This is a genomic window from Pseudomonas sp. BF-R-01 (assembly GCF_019946615.1).
Classification (GTDB): domain Bacteria; phylum Pseudomonadota; class Gammaproteobacteria; order Pseudomonadales; family Pseudomonadaceae; genus Aquipseudomonas; species Aquipseudomonas migulae.
The window spans coordinates 21733-41296 of record NZ_JAGYFX010000031.1 but is presented as its reverse complement, the minus strand read 5'-3'; the positions used below and the strand labels follow the sequence as shown (position 1 = coordinate 41296).

Below are 19564 nucleotides of genomic sequence, written 5' to 3'. Positions count from 1 at the left end.
TTCAATCCCTGAATGATTGGTTGCACAACTGTAATAACTAACAGACGGAGGGTCGTTTTGTGCCAGAACAGTGTCTTTTCGACCCACTGACAAGCCTGCCAAGTATTTGGCCGCGTTCAGGTACAAATAAATGTTGCGCGTGTTGTCTGCTGGCAAGGCCGGCAAACTAACGATCATGGAGGAGGGTGCGGATTACCGATAAGTAATCCGCAAAAAGATTAGTGCGGCATCGACCACGATTGCAGCGTGTAACCTTCCTGGCTCAGCTCTTTACGGGCTTCTTCCAGAACATGTTCCAGTTGTGCCGGGTCGGTATAGGCACTGCTTGGGATCTGCTTGCGAATGCAGGTGTTGGTGCGGTCGATGACGGTCAGGCTGAGTTCGCCGTTGCCGTCTTGTGGGGCCCAGGCCACGCATTGAAATGGCTTGAACGCGCGGTCGGCAATCAAAAGAGCTTCGTTGATACGGAGCGGGGCGGTCATGGGGTCTTCTCTCTGTATGCCCAATCAAGTGATGTGCCGTCGGTTGGGCTTACCGTTCGGCTGGTTACTTGTACTGATGCCCGCAACCGGTGGGTGGGTCACATACAATTAAAAGAATTTTCAACTTTCTTTCATCGGTTCGAGGTTTCGACGGCTTTTGAAAGCTGGGTGAAAGGTTCGAGTCGTTAGGTAACTAATAAAGTTGCTTCTTATAACTGCTTGCGCGCACTTCCTATAGTCAATCGATACAAGACAGTGTCAAATTCTTGCTAGTGTTACAGCCAGATCCGCCAAATGATTGTTTTTAATAAAATTTCATAAAATTTGGCGTCAAGGAACAGTCATGATCGAAGCGCCTGCGTTACGACGTCTGTTAGTAGTGGACCCTTGCGACGACTGTCATCGCCTGCTGCCAGGTCTGCGCTCTGTAGGTTGGGACGTTGATAGCTGTACGCTGGAAAATGCCGCTGACCGAACCTGCGACGTCGGCCTGCTGCGGCTCCAGCCTTTTCATCTGGAGCACCCCGATGCGGTCAAGGAACTGATCAGCCGCAGCGGCACCGAATGGATCGCCGTGCTCAACCAGGAAGTCCTGCGGCTGCAAAACGTCGGGGACTTCGTCTGCGAATGGTTTTTCGATTTCCACACCTTGCCGTTCGATGTCTCCCGGGTTCAGGTGACGCTGGGGCGGGCGTTCGGTATGGCGCGCTTGCGTGGTCAAGGCACGGTTCACATCGATCAGCCCGAACACGAGCTGCTCGGTGACAGCAAACCGATTCGCGAACTGCGCAAACTGCTGAGCAAACTGGCGCCAACCGAATCTCCGGTGTTGATTCGCGGCGAGAGCGGGACCGGTAAAGAACTGGTCGCCCGCACCCTCCATCGGCAATCCCAGCGCCACAGCAAACCCTTTGTCGCGATCAATTGCGGCGCAATTCCCGAACACCTGATCCAGTCCGAATTGTTCGGCCATGAGAAAGGCGCCTTTACCGGCGCCCATCAGCGCAAGGTCGGGCGGATCGAAGCGGCCAATGGCGGCACTCTGTTTCTCGATGAGATCGGTGACCTGCCGCTGGAGCTACAAGCCAACCTGCTGCGTTTTCTCCAGGAAAAACACATCGAACGCGTGGGCGGCAGCCAGCCGATTCCGGTCGATGTGCGGGTGTTGGCGGCGACCCACGTCGACCTTGAAGCGGCCATCGAGAAGAAACGCTTCCGCGAGGATTTGTATTACCGCCTCAACGTGCTGCAAGTGGTCACTGCACCGCTGCGTGAGCGGCATGGCGACCTGTCGATGCTGGCCAACCATTTCTCCCATTTCTACAGTCATGAAACCGGCCGCCGTCCGCGCAGTTTCAGCGAGGACGCACTGATCGCCATGGGCAAGCACGACTGGCCGGGCAACGTGCGGGAGCTGGCCAACCGTGTACGTCGCGGGCTGGTTCTGGCGGAAGGGCGGCAGATCGAGGCGCGAGACCTCGGGCTGATCAGTCAACATACAATCGCCGCGCCGATGGGCACCCTCGAAGACTACAAGACCCGCGCCGAACGGCAGGCGTTGTGCGATGTATTGAACCGCCACAGCGACAACCTGAGTGTCGCCGCCCGAGTGCTGGGCGTGTCGCGGCCAACCTTCTACCGACTGCTGCACAAGCACCAGATCCGTTAGGTTGGGTTAAACGAAAAGGCCCGCTGCGATGAACCTCGCAGCGGGCCTTTTTCATTCGGGTGTAGCGGTTAGAAGTAGTACGGGAATTTCAGGCTGAAGGAAAAGTCTGGCGCGTCGTCGGTCAGGCCGATGGCCAGGTTGGGGACGATCGTCAGGTTGTCGGTGGCTGCCATGGTCATGCCGATGTTGAAGTTGGCCGCGTTGTAATCGCTGTTGGAAATTGATTGCCAATCGCCGCCGTCGGGCTTGATTTTGCTCTTGCGGGCGAACTGATCGGTGAACGAGAACGACATACTCATCTTCTCGTTCAAGGCGAATGCAATGCCCGCGCCGACTTGCCAGGAATCGCCCAGTTTCACGTCCCCTTTCACCTTGGAGCCAACCTGAGGGCTGATGTCGCTGAAAGAGTCCTCCATGTTGTAGGTGTAGGCCAGGGTGCCGAACAGCACGGCCGGGTCGAAGGTCTTGACCAGCGAGATACCCGGGGTAATCGACCAGACGCCATTGCCGGTAGGCAAGTCCTCGGGTACCGCGAGGTTGTCGTTGTTCGGGTCTTCGACCAGTTTGATGCCGTAAGGGTCCTTGCCGGTCGGTGCCTTGACGCGCAGTGTAAAGACCGCGTCTGGCAGACTGACCGACTCATCCAGAAACTTGTAAGCAACGCCAACGTTCACATCGCCGATGGTCGGGTCGCGGGTGACGGTTGCGTCCGACGTCACGGGGCCAGCGCCACCGGCGCCACCGGAGGAATACGTCGACTCGCGATACACCACGGGGACGTTAATGTCGAACTGCCAGCGTTGCGCCACGTTGTAGCGGGCGGTCAGGTCCAGTGTCCAGTTGTCGGCCTTGATGCGGTCGAGGTTGATGTTGCCGAGGAAAATCGAGTCCAGTGCCAGAAAACCATTGAGCGTCAGCGCGCGTGTATCGAAGTGCGTGTAGGTGAGGCCGGTTTCGACACTGAACTTGCCGCCGCCGAAGAACCCGCTGGCTTCGTCATACAGGTTGGACACGCTTTGCGCAGGCTCGGCATCCTCTTTGAGCGATTGGCCGTATGAACTGCCCGTGGTGCCCGGCGCACCGGCGGCCACCGTCTGGCCACCCCTGGTCGGCTCGGCAGGGGATTTGGTCAGGCGTTTGGGGGCCGGTGTCGCAGGTGCTTCTTCTACTTGGCGAACGCGCTGTTCAAGTACCATCAGCGCGTTCTGTTGTGCTTCGTAACGCTGTTTCAACTCCATGAGTTCTTGTTTTAATGCTTCGACCTGGGGGTCCGGTGCTGCGTACAGCAATGTGGCCGGGGCCAGGCTACTCAAACAAACGATAGCTCTGAGCGTTATAGATCGGTGCATGGGTTAGCCGTCCCTTCTGACTGCATCTAATGAGACTGAGCGTAGATCAGAATCCTAGAGTGCGAACTCCTTTGAGTTGGTCCAGATTGCCGTTCATTGAACCGGTTGATGGCAGGTTGTCGCGCAGCACAACGTTGATCGACATCATGTTTCTGACCTGGTTACCACCGCCAAGCAGGGTCGCGTTTTGCATCAGCCCGCCTTGGGCAAGGCGCTGCACGGTGTTGCCCTGGTTGTTGTTGGCGATGATGTTGAGCTGCACGCCCGTGCCGGTGGCGGAAATACTCATCGCGCCGGCACCGTTGGTGTGGTTCAGGGTTGAGCCCGAGGCCAACGCTTGCCCCTGGTTGTCCATCTGTGGTGCCTGGCTACCTCTGCTGACGTTGAGATCAACGTTGTTGTAAGCGCTGTTGTTGTCGCCGGCAGCGCGCACAACCTGAGTGACGCCCTGGGTAGTGCTCAAACCGTTACCGCCGCTGACGGTCCCGGTGCCCTGAGAAACCGCCGAGCCATCGCCATTCCGGTCGATCATCGACACATAGAACTGTGGCTTGATGGTCGTTTGTTGAATTTGCATCGAGGAGGTTGCCCCGATCACCTGACCGTTGGCATTTTGCCAGGTGCTGGTCATGACAATCCCGAAACTGATGACGCGCCCCGGCATGACATAGCGGCCTCGCAGGTTCGCCAGTTCCTGATCGCTCAGTTCAATAGGTTTGAACGACTGTGCCTGGGTTGGCAGGCTGGCGGCCAGGCAAGCCACGGCCAGCCAGATTGGAGTCTTCATTAGATGCTCCCGGAGCGTCATGCTCCCTTGTTATTAGAAGAAGTCGCTTCGGATAAACCCGAAGTCCAACAACTCTGCGTCTTGCACCGGGCTGAAGGTGTCGAGGCGGTTCTTGGCGGTCAGTGGCACGGGAGGGTCGAGTAGCGCGTTGGTTTTGTCGTAGCCCTGGCCAATGACAGCAAAGATGATGCCGTTCCAGCCTTTGACAAAGTCGTCGACTTGGTAGCGTTTATGACCGAGTACCGGATCTCCGATGTATACCCAGCCCATGTGGACTTTTTGCAGGACCACAAAATGTTTGTAGCCACGGATATCCATGAGGACCACGACCGGAATTCTGATGTCGTTCAGCGTTTCTGGCGCCACCCGGTAGCCACGGGCCCGCATGCCGATACTTTCCACGTAACGCTTCATATCGAGCATGGAGAAGCCCTGAACGCGGACAAGGTCTTGATCGGCGTGTGTCAGCATGCCTTCGATGATCTGTTCTTCGTTCACGTCCAGCCAATAGGCCTGGCGCAATATGGTCGCCAGCGCAGCTGCGCCGCAACTGAAGTCGGTTTTCTGTTGCACCAGGTCGGCAAATTTACGCTCGCGTATGCTCTGGATCGGCTTGTACACCACCGCGCCGCCCGGCAGGACGGAAAGCGGCATTTGTGCAGCCTCGATCACACTGGACACACAAAGCAAAAGTACCAAGGCGATAATGCGCATGGTGGGACGCCCTCTGGTTGTGTTGAAAAAGGCCCCCGTGAGGGGGCCTCCAGAGACAGCCATCAGAACGATTGGTTGGAAATGGCCAACGAGTTGCTTTGTTGGTTACCCACACCGGCAGCCACGTTGACGCCGAGGTTGCCACTGCCGCCATTCACCGAACCGCTAAGGGTTGCAGTGTTGGTGACAGGGTTAGCCCAGCCATTTGGGGTCAGGATTTGATAGGAAACAGTGTTGCTCAATTCCCATGCATTGCTTTCGCTGTAGCCCTTCTCTTCGTGTTTGGTAGAAGCGGACGATTTCTCGCCTGATTTCTCGAACGAAGAGTCAAACGATTTTGAGAACGAAGAATCGAACTTCTTCTCGAACGAAGAGTCGGTCGATTTTGAGTGCTCTGTATCGATAGATGCTTTAAGCGATGCGTCAACCGATAGGTCGACAGACTTGCTGCGAGTGCGATCGCCATAGCCGTTATTATGAGTAACGGTTTTGGTAACATTCGCATCTGCGGTCAACATAGCTTCCACAGCAGCATGGCTGGTGGAGCTCTTGTCGGTGCTTTTTGATCCGATTGCTTCAAAGTGCTTGGTGCCACTGACGTCAAAACTGCTAGCACCTTTCTTGGTCCAGTTGCTGGACGCGCTCTTATCAATGTTCAACTCGGAGTTATGACTGAAAGAGGAATTACCGCTTTTGGTTGTGGTTAGCGTCACCGTCGTCAGGGCGAAGTTCCGATCGGCGTTGTTATTCACTACCAGACCAGGACCATTCTGATCGGCGGAGGCGGTGGCTGTTGCGTTACCCAGCGGCGAATTGGAGTTGGCAATCGCCATGGTGTTTTTCTGTTGGTTCAGGTCGCCACCGGCAATGTTGATCCCCATATTGCCGTTGCCACCATTGCCCGATCCGCTCATCACGGCAGAGGCTGTGGTGTTGTAGTTGTCGACCTTGTTGTGGTTGCTGTACTGCTTGACGCTGGCAGTGGCAGTGGCAACCCCGAACACGAAGGAGTTATCCAGAGCGGAAGTGGCGCCAGCGTTCGCGATGGCGGCAGCGTTGTCTTGTTGGTTGCCGTCGCCTGCCGCCACGTTGATACCGACGTTGCCGTCGGCGCCTGTGGCAGAGTCGGTCATCTCTGCCTTGTTAATAGTCCCTTCGTTACGGATGCGATTGTTGGTGCTGCTTTGTTTGTCGTAGGCATTGGCAGTCGCGTAAACAGGGATCTTCATTGGAGGAGGATTGTGGTGACCGTTGTTATGATGGCCATTGTGGTGGTCATCGTGACGCCGATCGTTTTGCCCAGCTTGTACAGCAACAGCCATGACCGCAGCAATTGCGAAAACCAGAGGCTTGAGTGCCGTCGAAGGTTTCATGGTGATTCTCCGTACTTATTTTAGGTTAAGTGTTGTTCCTAACTGTTTGGGTCAATCCGCGACCCGTACGTTCAGGGTGTTGGCCATTCGGTTTCCCACCCCGGCGCTCTGATTCAACTGAATCACCCCGCGGCTACCGGTGAATGCCTGGTCACTGGTAGAGACCTGGCGATAGCCTGGTGCAGAGTCAGTCGGATCGGAGTTTTTGATCAGCGCCACGTTCTGTTGCATGAGGACGCTGTCGTCGATACTTTGCGGTTGATTGCTGATGCTTATCCGCAGGGCATTGGCTTGCTGAGTGCTGGCACCGGCGCTCTGGTTGACACCCAGTACGCCGTAGCCGCGGCTGAAGGAGTCGCCCTGAATGCTGGCTCGAGCATCCATCCTGGGGTCGACTTCGGTATGCAATCGTTGGCGAATCTGTGTGGTCGCGCTGGCGCCATGGCCCATGGCGATGGCCCGGGCATTAGCCTGTTGCTGCTGATCGCCGGCAGCCTGGTTGACCGCGAAGTTACCTTGGTACTGCGCGCCCGAATTACTGATGTCGGCATTATTGATAACGGGGGGTTGAGCAAAGCTCGATGCGCTGCAAAACATGCTGATAATCAGCAGCTTACGATTCATCTCAACGGCCTCCCGTAATGACGTTCAGACCGCTCAGGCCTCGCTGGACGCTTGAATTGACCAGGTTGGAAATACCGTTGCCCGAACCTCCCGAGCGTCCGGCGGGAAGGTTGGAAAGCTGATTCTGGGTGGTGATGTTGCCGCCCAGGTTTGTGTTGCCTAACGTGACGAGGCGGGAGATCCCGGCACCACTGGCGACGTTGGCAAAGTCGCCGTCGTTCAACTCGTTCGTTTGCCTGAGGATTTGTTGGCTCGGGTTGGCATTTGCGGTCGTGGGGTTAGGATCGGGAGCCACCGGCGCTTGCACGGCGTTTCGTGTCTGGACATCACGCTTGATAATGATGATGCCGTCGTCAGCCTGGACACTTGAGCCCAATGCGCATCCGATCAGGAGGAGGCAGGTAAAGCCTTTATTGAAAGTATTGAAAGTCCCCACAGTGGCAATTCCTTCTTTTTGTGGGCTGGCCCTAGTCAGCGATGTGAAGGAGAGAGCGAATGCTGTGCCGTTTTTTGAATTTTGTTTTAATTCAACGGGTTAAAAATTTTGTCCGGGAGGCCGATGTCGGTGCTGTTTCACGTCTGAGACGGGCGCGGGCGCTTTTGTCCAACAAAAGCGGTTGCAGTGCTCTAGATCAATGCTTTGCGCCGAGGTGTATTGGGGACTTAACAGCTGACGGGCGAAGAGGGTGCAGACCGCTGAAACGGCCTGTTTGGGGTGGGGTGGGTGTAACAGGTATGGACACTTTTGCCCCCAAAACAGGGGAATTACTGGGTGAAAACCCCTAAAAACGGGTCAGGGGTTCAGTAGCAGGGTGACGGCTTGCAGTGCCTGAAATCGCCGTTCCGCCCAGTTTCCCTGCAGAATTCGAAAAGGCTGTTGATGGGTTTCAAGCCATGTCAGGGTTGCGTCGAAAAATGCCCGGCGCTCGCTCAAATCGGGTTGGCAGCGTTGGCCATCATCCTTCCAGTCGACCTGTTCGGGAGACAGCAACAGATGCAAGTCGTACTGGCGAGCCAGCAGCGCCTGCTCGAGCCACGCGGGGCAATCGCCAAACAGGGTCTGGCTCCAGAGGATGTTACTCAGCAGGTGGGTGTCGAGAATCAGCAACGATGGCTGCCGGGCGCGGGCCTCGTCTTCCCATTGCAATTGCCCGCGGGCGATCTCCGGAATGTCTGCCAGGCAGGTATCACGCGGGTTTTGTTCGATAAACCAGCGGACATATTCGTCGACCAGCACTCCGCCGAAATGCGTTTGCAACTCGGCCGCGAGCCAGCTCTTGCCACTGGATTCAGGGCCGGTGAGTACCAGGACTTTCATGTGCGCAATGCCGGGTCGGTGCGCCATTCCCGCCAGCCTTGAACGGCGATCACGGCAAACAACGCATAGAGCCCGGCGGTCAAGTACATGCCCTTGTAGACGAAGAGCCCGACGAAAATCACATCCAGGGTGATCCACAGTGGCCAGCATTGAACGCGCTTTTGCGCCATCCAGACCTGCGCCACTAGGCTGAACCCCGTCAGTGCCGCATCGAGCCAGGGCTGCGCGGCATCGGTCCAGTGCGCCATGGCCGCGCCGAGCAACAGACTGCCTAGGGCACCGATGGCCAGACCTGTCGCGATCGATTTGCCCTTGAGTTGGCTAACCTGCCGCCCTTGCCGCGCAACCCCCGCGCGGGTCCACTGCCACCAGCCATAGAGCTGCAACGCGGCGTAGATCACCTGCAACAGCATGTCCGAATACAGCTTCACTTCAAAAAAGACCCAACTGTACAGCGACACCATGACCAGACCGATCGGCCAGCACCAGGGGTTCTGTTTGACCGTCAACCAGACGGCAATGACACCGAGGGCGGCGGCAAACAGTTCAAGCCCGGACATGGAGGTTCCTTGGAGCAGACGAAGAGGGGAGCGAATTGTACCCGGATTGCAGCGGATGAGGCTGTGCTGGCGAGGGAGAAAGCACTCGTTGACCTGTAGGAGCCCGGCTTGCCGGCGATGGCGATTTCATGGGCGCTATCGCCAGCAAGCCGGCTCCTACGGGTCGCGGGGGTGTTGGGGATTGGGGGTTCACCCCAAACCTGTAGGAGCCCGGCTTGCCGGCGATGGCGATTTCATGGGCGCTATCGCCAGCAAGCTGGCTCCTACGGATCGCAAGGGTGTCGGGGATAGGAGGTTCACCCCAAACCTGTAGGAGCCCGGCTTGCCGGCGATGGCGATTTCATGGGCGCTATCGCCAGCAAGCTGGCTCCTACGGATCGCGTGGGTGTTGGGGATTGTGGGTTCACCCGAAACTTGTAGGAGCCGGCTTGCCGGCGATGGCGATTTCATGGGCGCCATCGCCTACAAGCCAGGCGCCTACACGCGGAACTGTTTGAGCAACCCGTTCAACTGCTCACTCAGTTCCTTGAGGTGGACGCTGGCCACGCTCGACTGTTCCGCCGCCAGCGCCGTGCTGTGGGACAAACCGGCCGCCTGGGTCACGTTCTGGTTGATGTCTTCGACCACATGGGCCTGTTGCAGGGTGGCGCTGGCAATGGAAGCGTTCAACCCGTTGAGGTTGCGCAGTGCCTGGCCAATGGCATTCAGGCTTGCACCGGCGAGGCCGGCCTGTTCGATGGTCAGTTGCGAGGCGCGGCTGCTGTCGCCGATGACCTTGACCGCCGCTTCGGAATGGCTTTGCAGGCGTTCGATCATTGCCTGGATCTCGGCGGTGGACTTCTGCGTGCGCTGGGCCAGCAGGCGCACCTCATCGGCCACGACGGCAAACCCGCGACCTTGCTCACCGGCACGGGCGGCTTCGATGGCCGCGTTAAGGGCCAGCAGGTTGGTTTGCTCGGCGATTGAGCGGATCACTTCCAGCACGCTGCCGATCTGAGTGCTTTCGGCGGCGAGGGTACGGATGACCTCCACGGCCTGATCAATCGTTGAAGACAGCTTGTCGATTTGTTGCAGGCTGCTGTCGATGTTGACCTGGCCCTGCTGCGCCTGAGACTCGGCATCGCGCATCTCGCTGGCGGCGTGCTCGGCGTTCTTCGCCACGTCCTGCACGCCATAGGTCACTTCATTGATGGCCGTGGCCACCAGTTCCATCTGTTGCGATTGCTGCTGGCTGCGTTGCTGGGCCTGGACGGCGTCGTTGCCCAGTTCGCTGGACGACTGGCCCAGGGCGCTGGCGGACACCTGCAATTCGCTGATCACCAACCGTAGCTTGGCGGTGAACGCATTGAAGTGGTGTGCCAACTGCGTGACTTCGTCCTGACCGTGGGTGTCGAGGCTGCGAGTCAGATCGCTCTCGCCGCTGGCAATGTTGGCCATGGCGTTCACGGTGTCCTGCAGCGGACGGACGATGCTGCGGGCAATCAGGATCACCAGCAGCGCCATGAAGGCGGCGATCACCAACCCGACCACTGTCGCTTTCCAGACCTGGCCCATGAACTCGGCTTGCATGTCATCTATATACACGCCCGAGCCGATCACCCAGCCCCACGGTTCGAAGAGTTTGACGTAGGAGGTTTTTGCGACCGGCTCGCTGGCGCCCGGTTTCGGCCAGCGATAGTCGATCGGGCCGGCTCCCTTGGCCTTGGCGAGAGCGACCATTTCATTGAACACCGCAAAGCCGTCCGGGTCGCGGATCGCCGAGAGGTTCTGGCCATCGAGTTTGGGGTTGGCCGGGTGCATGATCATCACCGGCGTCAGGTCGTTGATCCAGAAGTAGTCGTTCTGGTCATAGCGCAGGCCGCGAACGGCGGTCAGCGCCTGTTTCTGCGCAGCTTCGCGGGTCAGCGTGCCGGCGGTTTCGAGCCCGTGGTAATAGGTCAGAATGCCGCTGGCCGTCTGCACGACGTGCTGGGTTTTCTGCGCCTTGGCGTGATACAGGTCCTCGTGAATCTGCTTGAGCATCAACACGCCCAACGTCAAAAGCATCATGACGGCCACGATCAAAATCAACCACAAACGCCGGCTGATCGACATATTGCGCAAGCTGTTCATAACGCTGTCACTCCTGTTTCTTTTTCTTGTAATAAACGACCGCCAGCATCCAACCACATTTTGCCGATCGGGCATATCCGACCCAAGTCCAATAACGTGGCAGCGTTATTCAGCCTTGTCTGATAGGATTTCGGCCCCGCACGGAAAAACCTGAATCCAAGTTGATTTTTCACGGAATTTTTACGGTTTCGTCTGGATTCTGTGCGCGTCTGGCTGCAGCTGCGCTGATCGCAGTCAATGTTTTGAAAAATATTAACGGGGCATGCCGTGGCGCATCGCTTCTTGGGGGATTGATGGATCTTTGGACCGCCTTTCAGGCATTGATACTTGGCGTTATAGAAGGGCTGACGGAGTTTTTGCCCATTTCCAGTACCGGACACCAGATCATCGTGGCCGACTTGCTCAATTTCGGTGGTGAACGGGCCATTGCCTTCAACATCATTATTCAACTGGGTGCGATTCTGGCGGTGGTGTGGGAGTTTCGTCGCAAGATTCTCGATGTGGTGACCGGTTTGCCAACGCAGCCCGGCGCCCGACGCTTTACCGCCAACCTGTTGATTGCCTTCATGCCGGCCGTGGTGTTGGGGGTGATTTTTTCCGACTTGATTCACCACTACCTGTTCAACCCGATTACGGTCGCGTCGGCGTTGGTGGTGGGCGGGATCATCATGTTGTGGGCTGAAAAGCGTCAGCATGAAGTGCATGCTGAAACGGTCGATGAAATCACCTGGCAAGATGCGCTTAAAGTCGGTTTCGCCCAGTGCCTGGCAATGATTCCCGGTACATCGCGTTCCGGCTCGACCATCATTGGCGGGTTGCTGTTTGGCCTGTCGCGCAAGACCGCTACCGAGTTCTCCTTCTTCCTGGCAATGCCGACCATGGTCGCTGCGGCGGTGTACTCGGGCTACAAATACCGCGACCTGTTCGTCCCGGCCGATTTCCCGGTGTTCGCCATCGGCTTCGTCACCGCGTTCATTTTCGCAATGATTGCGGTCCGGGGCTTGCTCAAGTTCATCGCCAGCCACAGCTACGCGGTGTTCGCCTGGTACCGTATTGCATTTGGCCTGGTCATTCTCGCCACCTGGCAGTTTGGCTGGGTTGACTGGACAGCGGTCAAGCCATGAATGACACCCGCGCACGCAACAATCCCGGGCGCCAGTCCGGGGGCGGAATCCAGAACCCACGGCTGAAACTGCTGGTGTTCGCGATGGTGTGTGCGCTGCCGTTGTTCGGCTCGATGTCGTTCTGGCTGCGAGGGGTTTCGCTGATTCCCCTGGCGGCCTATGGCATCGTCAGTGTGCTGGCGTTCTTCCTTTATTGGAGCGACAAGCGCAAGGCCCGGACCGATAGCTGGCGCACGCCGGAAAACGTGTTGCATGCGGTGGAACTCGCCGGCGGCTGGCCGGGCGCGTTGCTGGCCCAGCAGGTGTTTCGGCACAAGACCCGCAAAGTGTCGTTTCAGTTGCTGTTCTGGGTGATCGTGCTGCTGCATCAAGTGTTCTGGATCGATCAACTGTTCCTGGGCGCCAATCTGGCGCTGCTTTAAAGCAGCAGCCCGACCTGCGTGCGTTTGGGCAGTTTGCTCACCACCAGTTGATGGGAGCGTTGCAGCAGCCCTTGCAGTTCTTCGCTGCCCAGCGGGTAGGGCGTTTGCATGATGATCCACTGGGCCCGGGCCAGATACGGCGCCGGATGAATGCCCGGACGGTCGCAATGCCCCAGAAACAAGTCCTTGTCGACCTTGAACGCCAAAGAGTCGCCCCGCAGGTTCTGCAGGGCGAACATCTTGTTCCCGGCAATCGAAAACACCCGCACGCCACCCCACTTGTAATCTTCCCGCGCACCCGGCAGCGCGAGACAGAATTGCGCGACATCCTCTTCGCTCATACGCCCAGCCTTCATATCAGTCGGTCCCCACAGGCATTGAATGATTCGATCAAATGGTCGAGCCAGGCGCGAACGGCCGGCATCACTCCGCGCCGATGAGGGTAGACCGCTTGCAGCCAGCCGCCAGGCAAAGACCAGTCGGGCAGTAACTGCACCAGCGCGCCGCTTTCCAGTTCCTGCTCGCAATACATCATCGGCAGCATGGTAAAACCCTGGCCGGCGAGGGTGCAGGCCCTGCGCACGATAAAGTCATCGATGCCCAGTCGCGCTTCGAGCGCGAGTTCATGACTTTTACCCTGTTGGTCGAGCATGCGGATGTGCACCATACGGTCCGCTTCCAGAGCGCCGAGCACCGGCAAGCCCTTGAGGTCTTCGGGATGATTGATTGCTCGTCCATGAAGAAAACCCGGACTGGCCACCATCAGCATCTGTGCCTGACGCAGGCGCCGGGTCACCAGCAGCGGGTCTTCATCACCCGGTTCGCGAACTCGCAACGCGACGTCGACGCCCTCGGTCACCAGATCGACCCGGCGGTTTACCAGCATGACCTCCAGCTGGACATGAGGGTATTTCTCGAGGAATTTGCTGATCACCGTTGGCAACATTTCGTGAGCCAGCCCGACGGGTGCGGACACCCGCAAGCGTCCGCGCGGTTCGCTGGACATGCTGGCCACGGCCTCATCGGCCATCTCGGCTTCCAGCAACATGGCCTGACAGTGGCGCAAATAGCGCTCGCCCACAGCGGTTAACTTAAGCTGCCGGGTGGTGCGTTGCAGCAGGCGCGCACCCAGGCGTTCTTCCAGTTCGGCGATGCGGCGCGACAATCGTGATTTGGGAATCCCCAGCAAACGCCCGGCTGCCGCGAAACCGCCAGCTTCGACCACTTTGGCGAAGTAGTAGAGGTCATTGAGGTCTTGCATGGTTTTAACTCGATTGTTCTATCAGTGAGACGAACTATCGCATTGTTGCGGTCTAATCAGCTATTGGTTTCGTCTGTAGGATTGTCTCCATCAGATCGCCTCGTGGCGGTCCTCACCTGGAGATCCCATATGAAACTGCTGCATATCGATTCGAGCATTCTTGGTGACAACTCGGCTTCCCGTCAGCTGAGCCGCGAAGTCGTCAGCGCCTGGCAAGCTGCCGAGCCGACCGCCGTCGTGACCTACCGCGACCTGGCCAGCGATGCCATCAGCCACTTCTCCGCCACGACCCTGGTCGCCGCCGGCACCTCCGCTGAACTGCGCAACGCCGCCCAGCAGCACGAAGCCGAACTGAGCGCCTCGACACTGGCCGAATTCCTCGCCGCCGATGCCGTCGTCATCGCAGCACCTATGTACAACTTCACCATCCCGACCCAACTCAAGGCCTGGATCGACCGCGTCGCCGTTGCCGGCCAGACCTTCCGCTACACCGAAGCCGGCCCTGAAGGCCTGTGCGGTGGCAAGAAAGTCGTGATCGTGTCGACTGCCGGCGGTTTGCACGCAGGTCAGGCGAGTGGCGTTGCGCACGAAGAGTATTTGAAGTTGCTGTTCGGCTTCCTCGGCATCACCGACATTGAATTCGTCCGTGCCGAAGGCCTGGCGTACGGTGATGAAGTCCGTACCAAAGCCATGAGCGCTGCTCGCACTCAGATCAGCGAGCAACTGTTCGCCGCCGCGTAAGGCTTGCGTAAAGTTGTAAATCAGCTCGGGCAACACCCCAAAAAACTCTGTATTCTGATCCCGCAAGGTCAGATACGGAGTTTTTTGTTTCTGATCATTGCGCAATCTTTCATGTTGTGGCCCAGGTTATGCAGTCGAGGGTTTAACGTCCCCGTTCTGTAACGACCTTGGTGGCCGCAATTGCTGGTACAAGGCCGCTTCCTCGGTAATCGATGGAGAACGGGCTTCCCGGTCAAGTAACAAAGGTGGGGCATCCCATGGTGCGTCTTTGGGCAACGTTACTGATTTGCCTGCTCAGCAGCCTGAATTCAGTGCACGCCGCGCCTGCGCCACATCCTCACTGGAGCGTCGGTTTCCATGAGATGAGTTTTCTCGACCCACTGGACCTGCAACCGATGCGCGCCATCGCGTTCTATCCCTCCAGCGACCGTGAACACTCCAGTAAACTCGAGGGCTACACGGTCGAAGCGGGCGAAGACACCCGCGTCGCCATTGGCCGCTTCCCGATGCTGATGCTGTCCCACGGCAACACCGGAACCCCGCTGGCCCTGCACGACCTCGCCACATCGCTGGCCCGCAAGGGTTTTGTGGTGGTGGCGGTGATTCATCCCGGCGACAACTCGAAAGACCACAGCCGCCTCGGCACCTTGAGCAACCTGTATGGGCGGCCGATCCAGATTTCCGAAGCCATTACCGCGACCCTGGGCGACCGTATGCTCGCGCCGTTCGTCAATGCCGATCAGGTGGGGGTTATCGGTTATTCGGCCGGTGGGGAGACGGCGCTGATTCTGTCGGGGGCGACGCCAGATCTGGATCGTCTGCGTCGCTATTGCCAGGAACGTCCGGACGACCACGATGCCTGCAACACTCAGGGCGAACTGATTGTCGACCGTGATGACCTGCAACCGGTGGCGGATCCACGGGTGCACGCGCTGCTGCTGATGGCGCCGTTGAGCCTGAAATTCGGTCGCCATACCCTGGCCGACGTGCATGTACCGGTGCTGTTATATAGTGGTGACGGCGACAAACTGGTGGCCTTCGACAAAAATGCCGCCGCGCTGGCGCGCAAACTGCCGACCGCACCGGACTTCAAGCTACTGGCGGGGGCAGGGCACTTCGTGTTCATGGCACCGTGCAACGAAGAACAGATCAAGGCGATGCCGGCGCTGTGCACCGATGCCGACGGTGTCGATCGCGAGGACATCCATCGCAACATGATCTCCGAAGCAGGGCGCTTCTTCTCCCACGCACTGGGCAAACCGACCCGCGCCGGCATGCAAACCGCCGATCAATAGGACCCAAACACCACTGTAGGAGCCGGCTTGCCGGCGATGGCGCCCATGAAATCGCCATCGCCAGCAAGCCGGGCTCCTACAGGTCTTGTGGTGCACCCACAAACCCAGTCATCCCCAAATCCGTAGGAGCCGGCTTGCCGGCGATGGCGCCCTCGGAATCGCCATCGCCAGCAAGGTTTGTGTTGATCAGGCTGTAGCGCGGCGTTTCAGTAGCAGAGTCAGGGCCAGGCCGGTGATCGACAACATTGCCGCGCTGAAGAAAATCCACGAGTACCCCAGGTTCAACGCCACCGCGCCCATCAGCGGTCCGGCAATCGCCAGCGCCAGATCGAAAAACACCGCGTAAGCACTCAAACCCGCGCCGCGACTGGAGTTGGGCACCTGTTTAATGGCTTCTACCCCCAACGCCGGGTACACCAGCGACAGGCCAAACCCGGCCAGACCCGCGCCAATCAGGGCGAAACCGGTCGACGGCGCGAGCCACAGCAGCACCAGGCCCGCTGTTTCAATGCTCATGCAGACAATCGCCGAGGTGAATCCACCAAAACGACTGATGCTGGAAATGAACAGCAGTCGCGCCAGAATGAAGCAGACGCCGAACACCGTCAGGCAGTACGCGGCGCCGGTCCAGCCACGGTTGACGTAATACAGGGTAATAAAGGTGGTCAACGTGCCGTAGCCGATTGACGCCAGGCTCAAACTCGCGCCGAACGGTGCAATGCGCCCGAACACCGCCCAGAACGGCAGGCGTTCACCGCGAACCACTGGCACCGAAGGTTTATTGCGGATCAGCAGCAGCGCCAACGCAGCCAACAATGACAGCGCGATGCCCAGGCTGGCAAAACCATACGCGGCCACCATCACGACGCCCAATGGCGCACCAATCGCGATGGCGCCGTAGGACGCGATGCCGTTCCAGGAGATCGAACGCGCGGTATGTTCGGCGCCGACCTGGCCCATGCACCAACTGATGGTGCCGACGCCGATCAAGCCCTGCGCGATGCCCAGCAACAAACGGCCGGCGATCAGGATCAACAGGCTCGTCAACGGAAAGCTTTGCAGCAGCGTCGACAGCAACGTCAGCGCGCCGCTCAAGACAATCCCCGCCAACCCGTAAACAATCGATCGTTTCGTGCCGATGCTGTCCGACATGCGCCCGGCCATCGGGCGGCTGAGCAGGGTGGCGAGGTATTGCGAACCGATGGTCAGCCCTGCGACGACGGCGCTGAACCCGAGCTGTTCGTGGACATAACCTGGCAACACCGCAATCGGCAGGCCGATGCAGAGGAAGGCAATAAAGGTATAGAAAACGATGGAGACGATCTGCAGGGTGATCGCCATGGAGCTTTGCGGTGGCAGTTGCTGCGCAGACATGAGGGCTCGTTCGCGGGCGGCGGTGGGAGAGGTCCATCATGGCGCGGGTGTGGAATAAAAGAAAGCAGGCTAACTATATTCGTTGAGCCCGAGGGCCTCTTCGCGGGCAAGTCGGATCGCCGCACCGCTCGCTCCTACAGGATCGATGTCGACCACAACATTTGGGCTCGACGCAAATCCTGTAGGAGCGAGGCTTGCCCGCGAAGAGGCCCTGAGCACCGCCGAATCACTGCCCCTGAAATACAAAAAGCCCCGTCACAAGGACAGGGCTTTCAGTTGCAGCAAGGCGTGTCTTAGAACACTACGCCCTGACTACGCAGATAATCATCATAAGTACCGCTGAAGTCGATCACGCCGCTAGGGCTCAACTCGATGATGCGGGTGGCCAGCGACGATACGAACTCACGGTCGTGGCTGACGAAGATCAGCGTGCCCGGATAGTTCTCCAGCGCCAGGTTCAGCGCCTCGATGGATTCCATGTCCAAGTGGTTGGTCGGTTCGTCCATGATCAGCACGTTCGGTTTTTGCAGGATCAGCTTGCCGAACAGCATGCGACCTTGCTCACCACCGGAGATGACCTTGACCGACTTCAGAATCTCGTCGTTGGAGAACAGCATGCGGCCTAGGGTGCCGCGAACCAGTTGCTCGCCGCCCTGGGTCCACTGGCCCATCCAGTCGAACAGGTTGCAGTCGTCTTCGAAGTCGTGCGCGTGGTCCTGGGCGTAGTAGCCCAGTTCCGCGGCGTCGGTCCACTTCACGGTGCCGGCATCCGGGGTCAATTCGTTGACCAGGGTGCGCAGCAGGGTGGTTTTACCGATACCGTTCGGGCCGATGATCGCAACGCGCTCGCCAGCTTCAACCTGGAAGCTGAAGTCCTTGAACAGTGTCTTGCCGTCGAAGCCTTTGGCCATGCCCTCGACGATGACCGCTTGACGGTGCAGCTTCTTGGTTTGTTCGAAGCGGATGAACGGGCTCACACGGCTCGAAGGCTTGACCTCGGCCAGCTGGATCTTGTCTATCGCCTTGGCGCGGGAAGTGGCCTGCTTGGCTTTCGAGGCGTTGGCCGAGAAGCGGCTGACGAACGATTGCAGTTCCGAAATCTGTGCCTTCTTCTTGGCGTTGTCCGACAGCAGTTGCTCGCGGGACTGGGTCGCCACGGTCATGTACTCGTCGTAGTTGCCCGGGAACAGGCGCAGCTCGCCGTAATCCAGGTCAGCCATGTGGGTGCACACGCTGTTCAGGAAGTGACGGTCGTGAGAGATGATGATCATCAGGCTGGAGCGCTGGGTCAGCACGTTTTCCAGCCAGCGGATGGTGTTGATGTCCAGGTGGTTGGTCGGTTCGTCGAGCAACAGCACTTCAGGATCGGAGAACAGCGCCTGCGCCAGCAATACACGGAGTTTCCAGCCTGGGGAAACCTCGCTCATCGGGCCAAAGTGCTGCTCGATGCCGATACCCAGGCCCAGCAACAGTTCGCCGGCACGGGACTCGGCGGTGTAGCCGTCCATTTCGGCGAATTCGGTTTCCAGCTCGGCCACGGCCATGCCGTCTTCTTCGGTCATTTCCGGCAGCGAGTAGATGCGGTCGCGCTCGGCTTTAACCTTCCACAGTTCTTCGTGACCCATGATCACGGTGTCGATCACGGTGAATTCTTCGTAGGCGAACTGGTCCTGGCGCAATTTACCCAGACGCACGTTCGGCTCGAGCATGACCTGACCGCCGGAAGGCTCGAGGTCGCCACCGAGGATTTTCATGAAAGTCGACTTGCCGCAGCCGTTGGCGCCGATCAAGCCGTAGCGGTTGCCCGCGCCGAATTTGACCGAAACGTTTTCGAATAGCGGCTTGGCGCCGAACTGCATCGTGATGTTAGCTGTAGAGATCAAAGGTTTTTCCTGCGAAGCATTCAGAGTAGCTAGGGTTGCGGCAGTACCGATTCAGTACCCGTTTCCGGTATTCAAACCACGGGAAATACATCCCGATCAGAAGCGGAAGGTCCATCTGGCAATAAGTGGACAGCAGCAGTTGGAGCGCTTGGCCCGAGTCGAAGTGCGCTGAGACGGGGTTCATTCCCGTCATCAACCAAGGGGGGCGCGTAATGTTTGGCGGCGATTGTACTGGTCTGGCTCTTTAAACGATAGGGCGTTGAGGCCGCACCGGTGCTTTGGCGGTACAAGTGGACAGATTTTCACAGTTGAACGCTAACTATTTGTTACAACTCGTGGCTAAAATGCCATCTTTCAACCGGATGCCGACCGCCGGCATGCTCAAGGACGCGCCTCAGGGACGCTGTTTCGTATTCAGACGCTGCACAAGACCCTTGGGCCGTCGGGCCTGTCAGGGGACGCAGTTTGTTCACTTC

Annotated in this window: 19 protein-coding genes; 5 read left to right on the top strand and 14 right to left on the bottom strand. The window is 58.4% G+C overall.

Annotation, left to right across the window (positions count from 1 at the left end; all coding sequences use genetic code 11):
• Positions 1-218: 218 nt before the first annotated feature.
• Positions 219-482, bottom strand: a complete 264-nt coding sequence (locus KGB27_RS14060; RefSeq protein ID WP_008040259.1) for a hypothetical protein — start codon at positions 480-482, stop codon at positions 219-221.
• A gap of 343 nt (positions 483-825) precedes the next feature.
• On the opposite strand from KGB27_RS14060, the gene KGB27_RS14055 reads away from it, so the two are divergent.
• Positions 826-2151, top strand: coding sequence for a sigma-54 dependent transcriptional regulator (locus KGB27_RS14055; protein WP_008040261.1), 1326 nt, complete (start codon positions 826-828; stop codon positions 2149-2151).
• Positions 2152-2219: 68 nt separating this feature from the next.
• On the opposite strand, the gene KGB27_RS14050 is transcribed toward KGB27_RS14055, so the two are convergent.
• From KGB27_RS14050 to KGB27_RS14010, 9 genes are all read right to left on the bottom strand, one after another.
• Positions 2220-3500, bottom strand: coding sequence for a transporter (locus KGB27_RS14050; protein WP_008040263.1), 1281 nt, complete (start codon positions 3498-3500; stop codon positions 2220-2222).
• Between the two features lie 46 nt (positions 3501-3546).
• On the bottom strand, positions 3547-4287 hold the full coding sequence (locus KGB27_RS14045; RefSeq protein WP_223554999.1) for a hypothetical protein: 741 nt from the start codon (positions 4285-4287) through the stop codon (positions 3547-3549).
• Between the two features lie 33 nt (positions 4288-4320).
• Entirely contained in the window at positions 4321-5001 is a 681-nt protein-coding gene (locus tag KGB27_RS14040) for a C39 family peptidase (RefSeq protein ID WP_223554987.1), read from the bottom strand.
• Between the two features lie 62 nt (positions 5002-5063).
• Positions 5064-6374, bottom strand: a complete 1311-nt coding sequence (locus KGB27_RS14035; protein WP_008040269.1) for a hypothetical protein — start codon at positions 6372-6374, stop codon at positions 5064-5066.
• Positions 6375-6425: 51 nt separating this feature from the next.
• Complete coding sequence (locus KGB27_RS14030; RefSeq protein ID WP_008040271.1) at positions 6426-6998, bottom strand: hypothetical protein; 573 nt, start codon at positions 6996-6998, stop codon at positions 6426-6428.
• Position 6999: 1 nt separating this feature from the next.
• Entirely contained in the window at positions 7000-7434 is a 435-nt protein-coding gene (locus tag KGB27_RS14025; protein WP_008040279.1) for a hypothetical protein, read from the bottom strand.
• A gap of 357 nt (positions 7435-7791) precedes the next feature.
• Entirely contained in the window at positions 7792-8316 is a 525-nt protein-coding gene (locus KGB27_RS14020; protein ID WP_223555012.1) for an AAA family ATPase, read from the bottom strand.
• Entirely contained in the window at positions 8313-8876 is a 564-nt protein-coding gene (gene pnuC, locus KGB27_RS14015; protein ID WP_192416287.1) for a nicotinamide riboside transporter PnuC, read from the bottom strand. Before pnuC ends, KGB27_RS14020 begins: the two co-directional genes overlap by 4 nt.
• Positions 8877-9353: 477 nt before the next feature.
• On the bottom strand, positions 9354-10988 hold the full coding sequence (locus KGB27_RS14010; protein WP_008043778.1) for a methyl-accepting chemotaxis protein: 1635 nt from the start codon (positions 10986-10988) through the stop codon (positions 9354-9356).
• A gap of 293 nt (positions 10989-11281) precedes the next feature.
• Between KGB27_RS14010 and KGB27_RS14005 the strand changes: the two genes are divergently transcribed.
• Entirely contained in the window at positions 11282-12112 is an 831-nt protein-coding gene (locus KGB27_RS14005) for an undecaprenyl-diphosphate phosphatase (RefSeq protein WP_008043777.1), read from the top strand.
• Positions 12109-12534, top strand: a complete 426-nt coding sequence (locus tag KGB27_RS14000) for a DUF1294 domain-containing protein (protein WP_192227108.1) — start codon at positions 12109-12111, stop codon at positions 12532-12534. Before KGB27_RS14005 ends, KGB27_RS14000 begins: the two co-directional genes overlap by 4 nt.
• Here KGB27_RS14000 and KGB27_RS13995 read toward each other — a convergent pair.
• Positions 12531-12890: an MmcQ/YjbR family DNA-binding protein gene (locus tag KGB27_RS13995; RefSeq protein WP_008043775.1), complete on the bottom strand. Its 360-nt coding sequence runs from the start codon at positions 12888-12890 to the stop codon at positions 12531-12533. The two genes, KGB27_RS14000 and KGB27_RS13995, sit on opposite strands and share 4 nt — an antisense overlap.
• On the bottom strand, positions 12887-13795 hold the full coding sequence (locus KGB27_RS13990) for a LysR substrate-binding domain-containing protein (protein ID WP_008029879.1): 909 nt from the start codon (positions 13793-13795) through the stop codon (positions 12887-12889). The genes KGB27_RS13995 and KGB27_RS13990 overlap by 4 nt, the downstream gene beginning before the upstream one ends.
• A gap of 129 nt (positions 13796-13924) precedes the next feature.
• On the opposite strand from KGB27_RS13990, the gene KGB27_RS13985 reads away from it, so the two are divergent.
• Positions 13925-14536, top strand: coding sequence for an FMN-dependent NADH-azoreductase (locus tag KGB27_RS13985; protein WP_192227110.1), 612 nt, complete (start codon positions 13925-13927; stop codon positions 14534-14536).
• A gap of 257 nt (positions 14537-14793) precedes the next feature.
• Positions 14794-15831, top strand: coding sequence for an alpha/beta hydrolase family protein (locus tag KGB27_RS13980; protein ID WP_008043773.1), 1038 nt, complete (start codon positions 14794-14796; stop codon positions 15829-15831).
• A gap of 186 nt (positions 15832-16017) precedes the next feature.
• Here KGB27_RS13980 and KGB27_RS13975 read toward each other — a convergent pair whose 3' ends face one another.
• The gene (locus tag KGB27_RS13975) at positions 16018-17205 is read right to left on the bottom strand and encodes an MFS transporter (protein WP_008026597.1); all 1188 of its coding nucleotides are present in this window, start codon (positions 17203-17205) and stop codon (positions 16018-16020) included.
• Positions 17206-17498: 293 nt separating this feature from the next.
• A complete protein-coding gene (locus KGB27_RS13970) occupies positions 17499-19088 on the bottom strand; it encodes an ABC-F family ATPase (protein ID WP_008026595.1) in 1590 nt (529 codons plus the stop codon).
• Positions 19089-19564: the final 476 nt, after the last annotated feature.

Excerpts from the sequence above, each read along its gene's own strand:
- KGB27_RS14060 (WP_008040259.1), bottom strand. The coding sequence starts at position 482 with ATGACCGCCCCGCTCCGTATCAACGAAGCTCTTTTGATTGCCGACCGC.
- KGB27_RS14055 (WP_008040261.1), top strand. The coding sequence starts at position 826 with ATGATCGAAGCGCCTGCGTTACGACGTCTGTTAGTAGTGGACCCTTGC.
- KGB27_RS14050 (WP_008040263.1), bottom strand. The coding sequence starts at position 3,500 with ATGCACCGATCTATAACGCTCAGAGCTATCGTTTGTTTGAGTAGCCTG.
- KGB27_RS14045 (WP_223554999.1), bottom strand. The coding sequence starts at position 4,287 with ATGAAGACTCCAATCTGGCTGGCCGTGGCTTGCCTGGCCGCCAGCCTG.
- KGB27_RS14040 (WP_223554987.1), bottom strand. The coding sequence starts at position 5,001 with ATGCGCATTATCGCCTTGGTACTTTTGCTTTGTGTGTCCAGTGTGATC.
- KGB27_RS14035 (WP_008040269.1), bottom strand. The coding sequence starts at position 6,374 with ATGAAACCTTCGACGGCACTCAAGCCTCTGGTTTTCGCAATTGCTGCG.
- KGB27_RS14030 (WP_008040271.1), bottom strand. The coding sequence starts at position 6,998 with ATGAATCGTAAGCTGCTGATTATCAGCATGTTTTGCAGCGCATCGAGC.
- KGB27_RS14020 (WP_223555012.1), bottom strand. The coding sequence starts at position 8,316 with ATGAAAGTCCTGGTACTCACCGGCCCTGAATCCAGTGGCAAGAGCTGG.
- pnuC (WP_192416287.1), bottom strand. The coding sequence starts at position 8,876 with ATGTCCGGGCTTGAACTGTTTGCCGCCGCCCTCGGTGTCATTGCCGTC.
- KGB27_RS14010 (WP_008043778.1), bottom strand. The coding sequence starts at position 10,988 with ATGAACAGCTTGCGCAATATGTCGATCAGCCGGCGTTTGTGGTTGATT.
- KGB27_RS14005 (WP_008043777.1), top strand. The coding sequence starts at position 11,282 with ATGGATCTTTGGACCGCCTTTCAGGCATTGATACTTGGCGTTATAGAA.
- KGB27_RS14000 (WP_192227108.1), top strand. The coding sequence starts at position 12,109 with ATGAATGACACCCGCGCACGCAACAATCCCGGGCGCCAGTCCGGGGGC.
- KGB27_RS13995 (WP_008043775.1), bottom strand. The coding sequence starts at position 12,890 with ATGAAGGCTGGGCGTATGAGCGAAGAGGATGTCGCGCAATTCTGTCTC.
- KGB27_RS13990 (WP_008029879.1), bottom strand. The coding sequence starts at position 13,795 with ATGCAAGACCTCAATGACCTCTACTACTTCGCCAAAGTGGTCGAAGCT.
- KGB27_RS13985 (WP_192227110.1), top strand. The coding sequence starts at position 13,925 with ATGAAACTGCTGCATATCGATTCGAGCATTCTTGGTGACAACTCGGCT.
- KGB27_RS13980 (WP_008043773.1), top strand. The coding sequence starts at position 14,794 with ATGGTGCGTCTTTGGGCAACGTTACTGATTTGCCTGCTCAGCAGCCTG.
- KGB27_RS13975 (WP_008026597.1), bottom strand. The coding sequence starts at position 17,205 with ATGTCTGCGCAGCAACTGCCACCGCAAAGCTCCATGGCGATCACCCTG.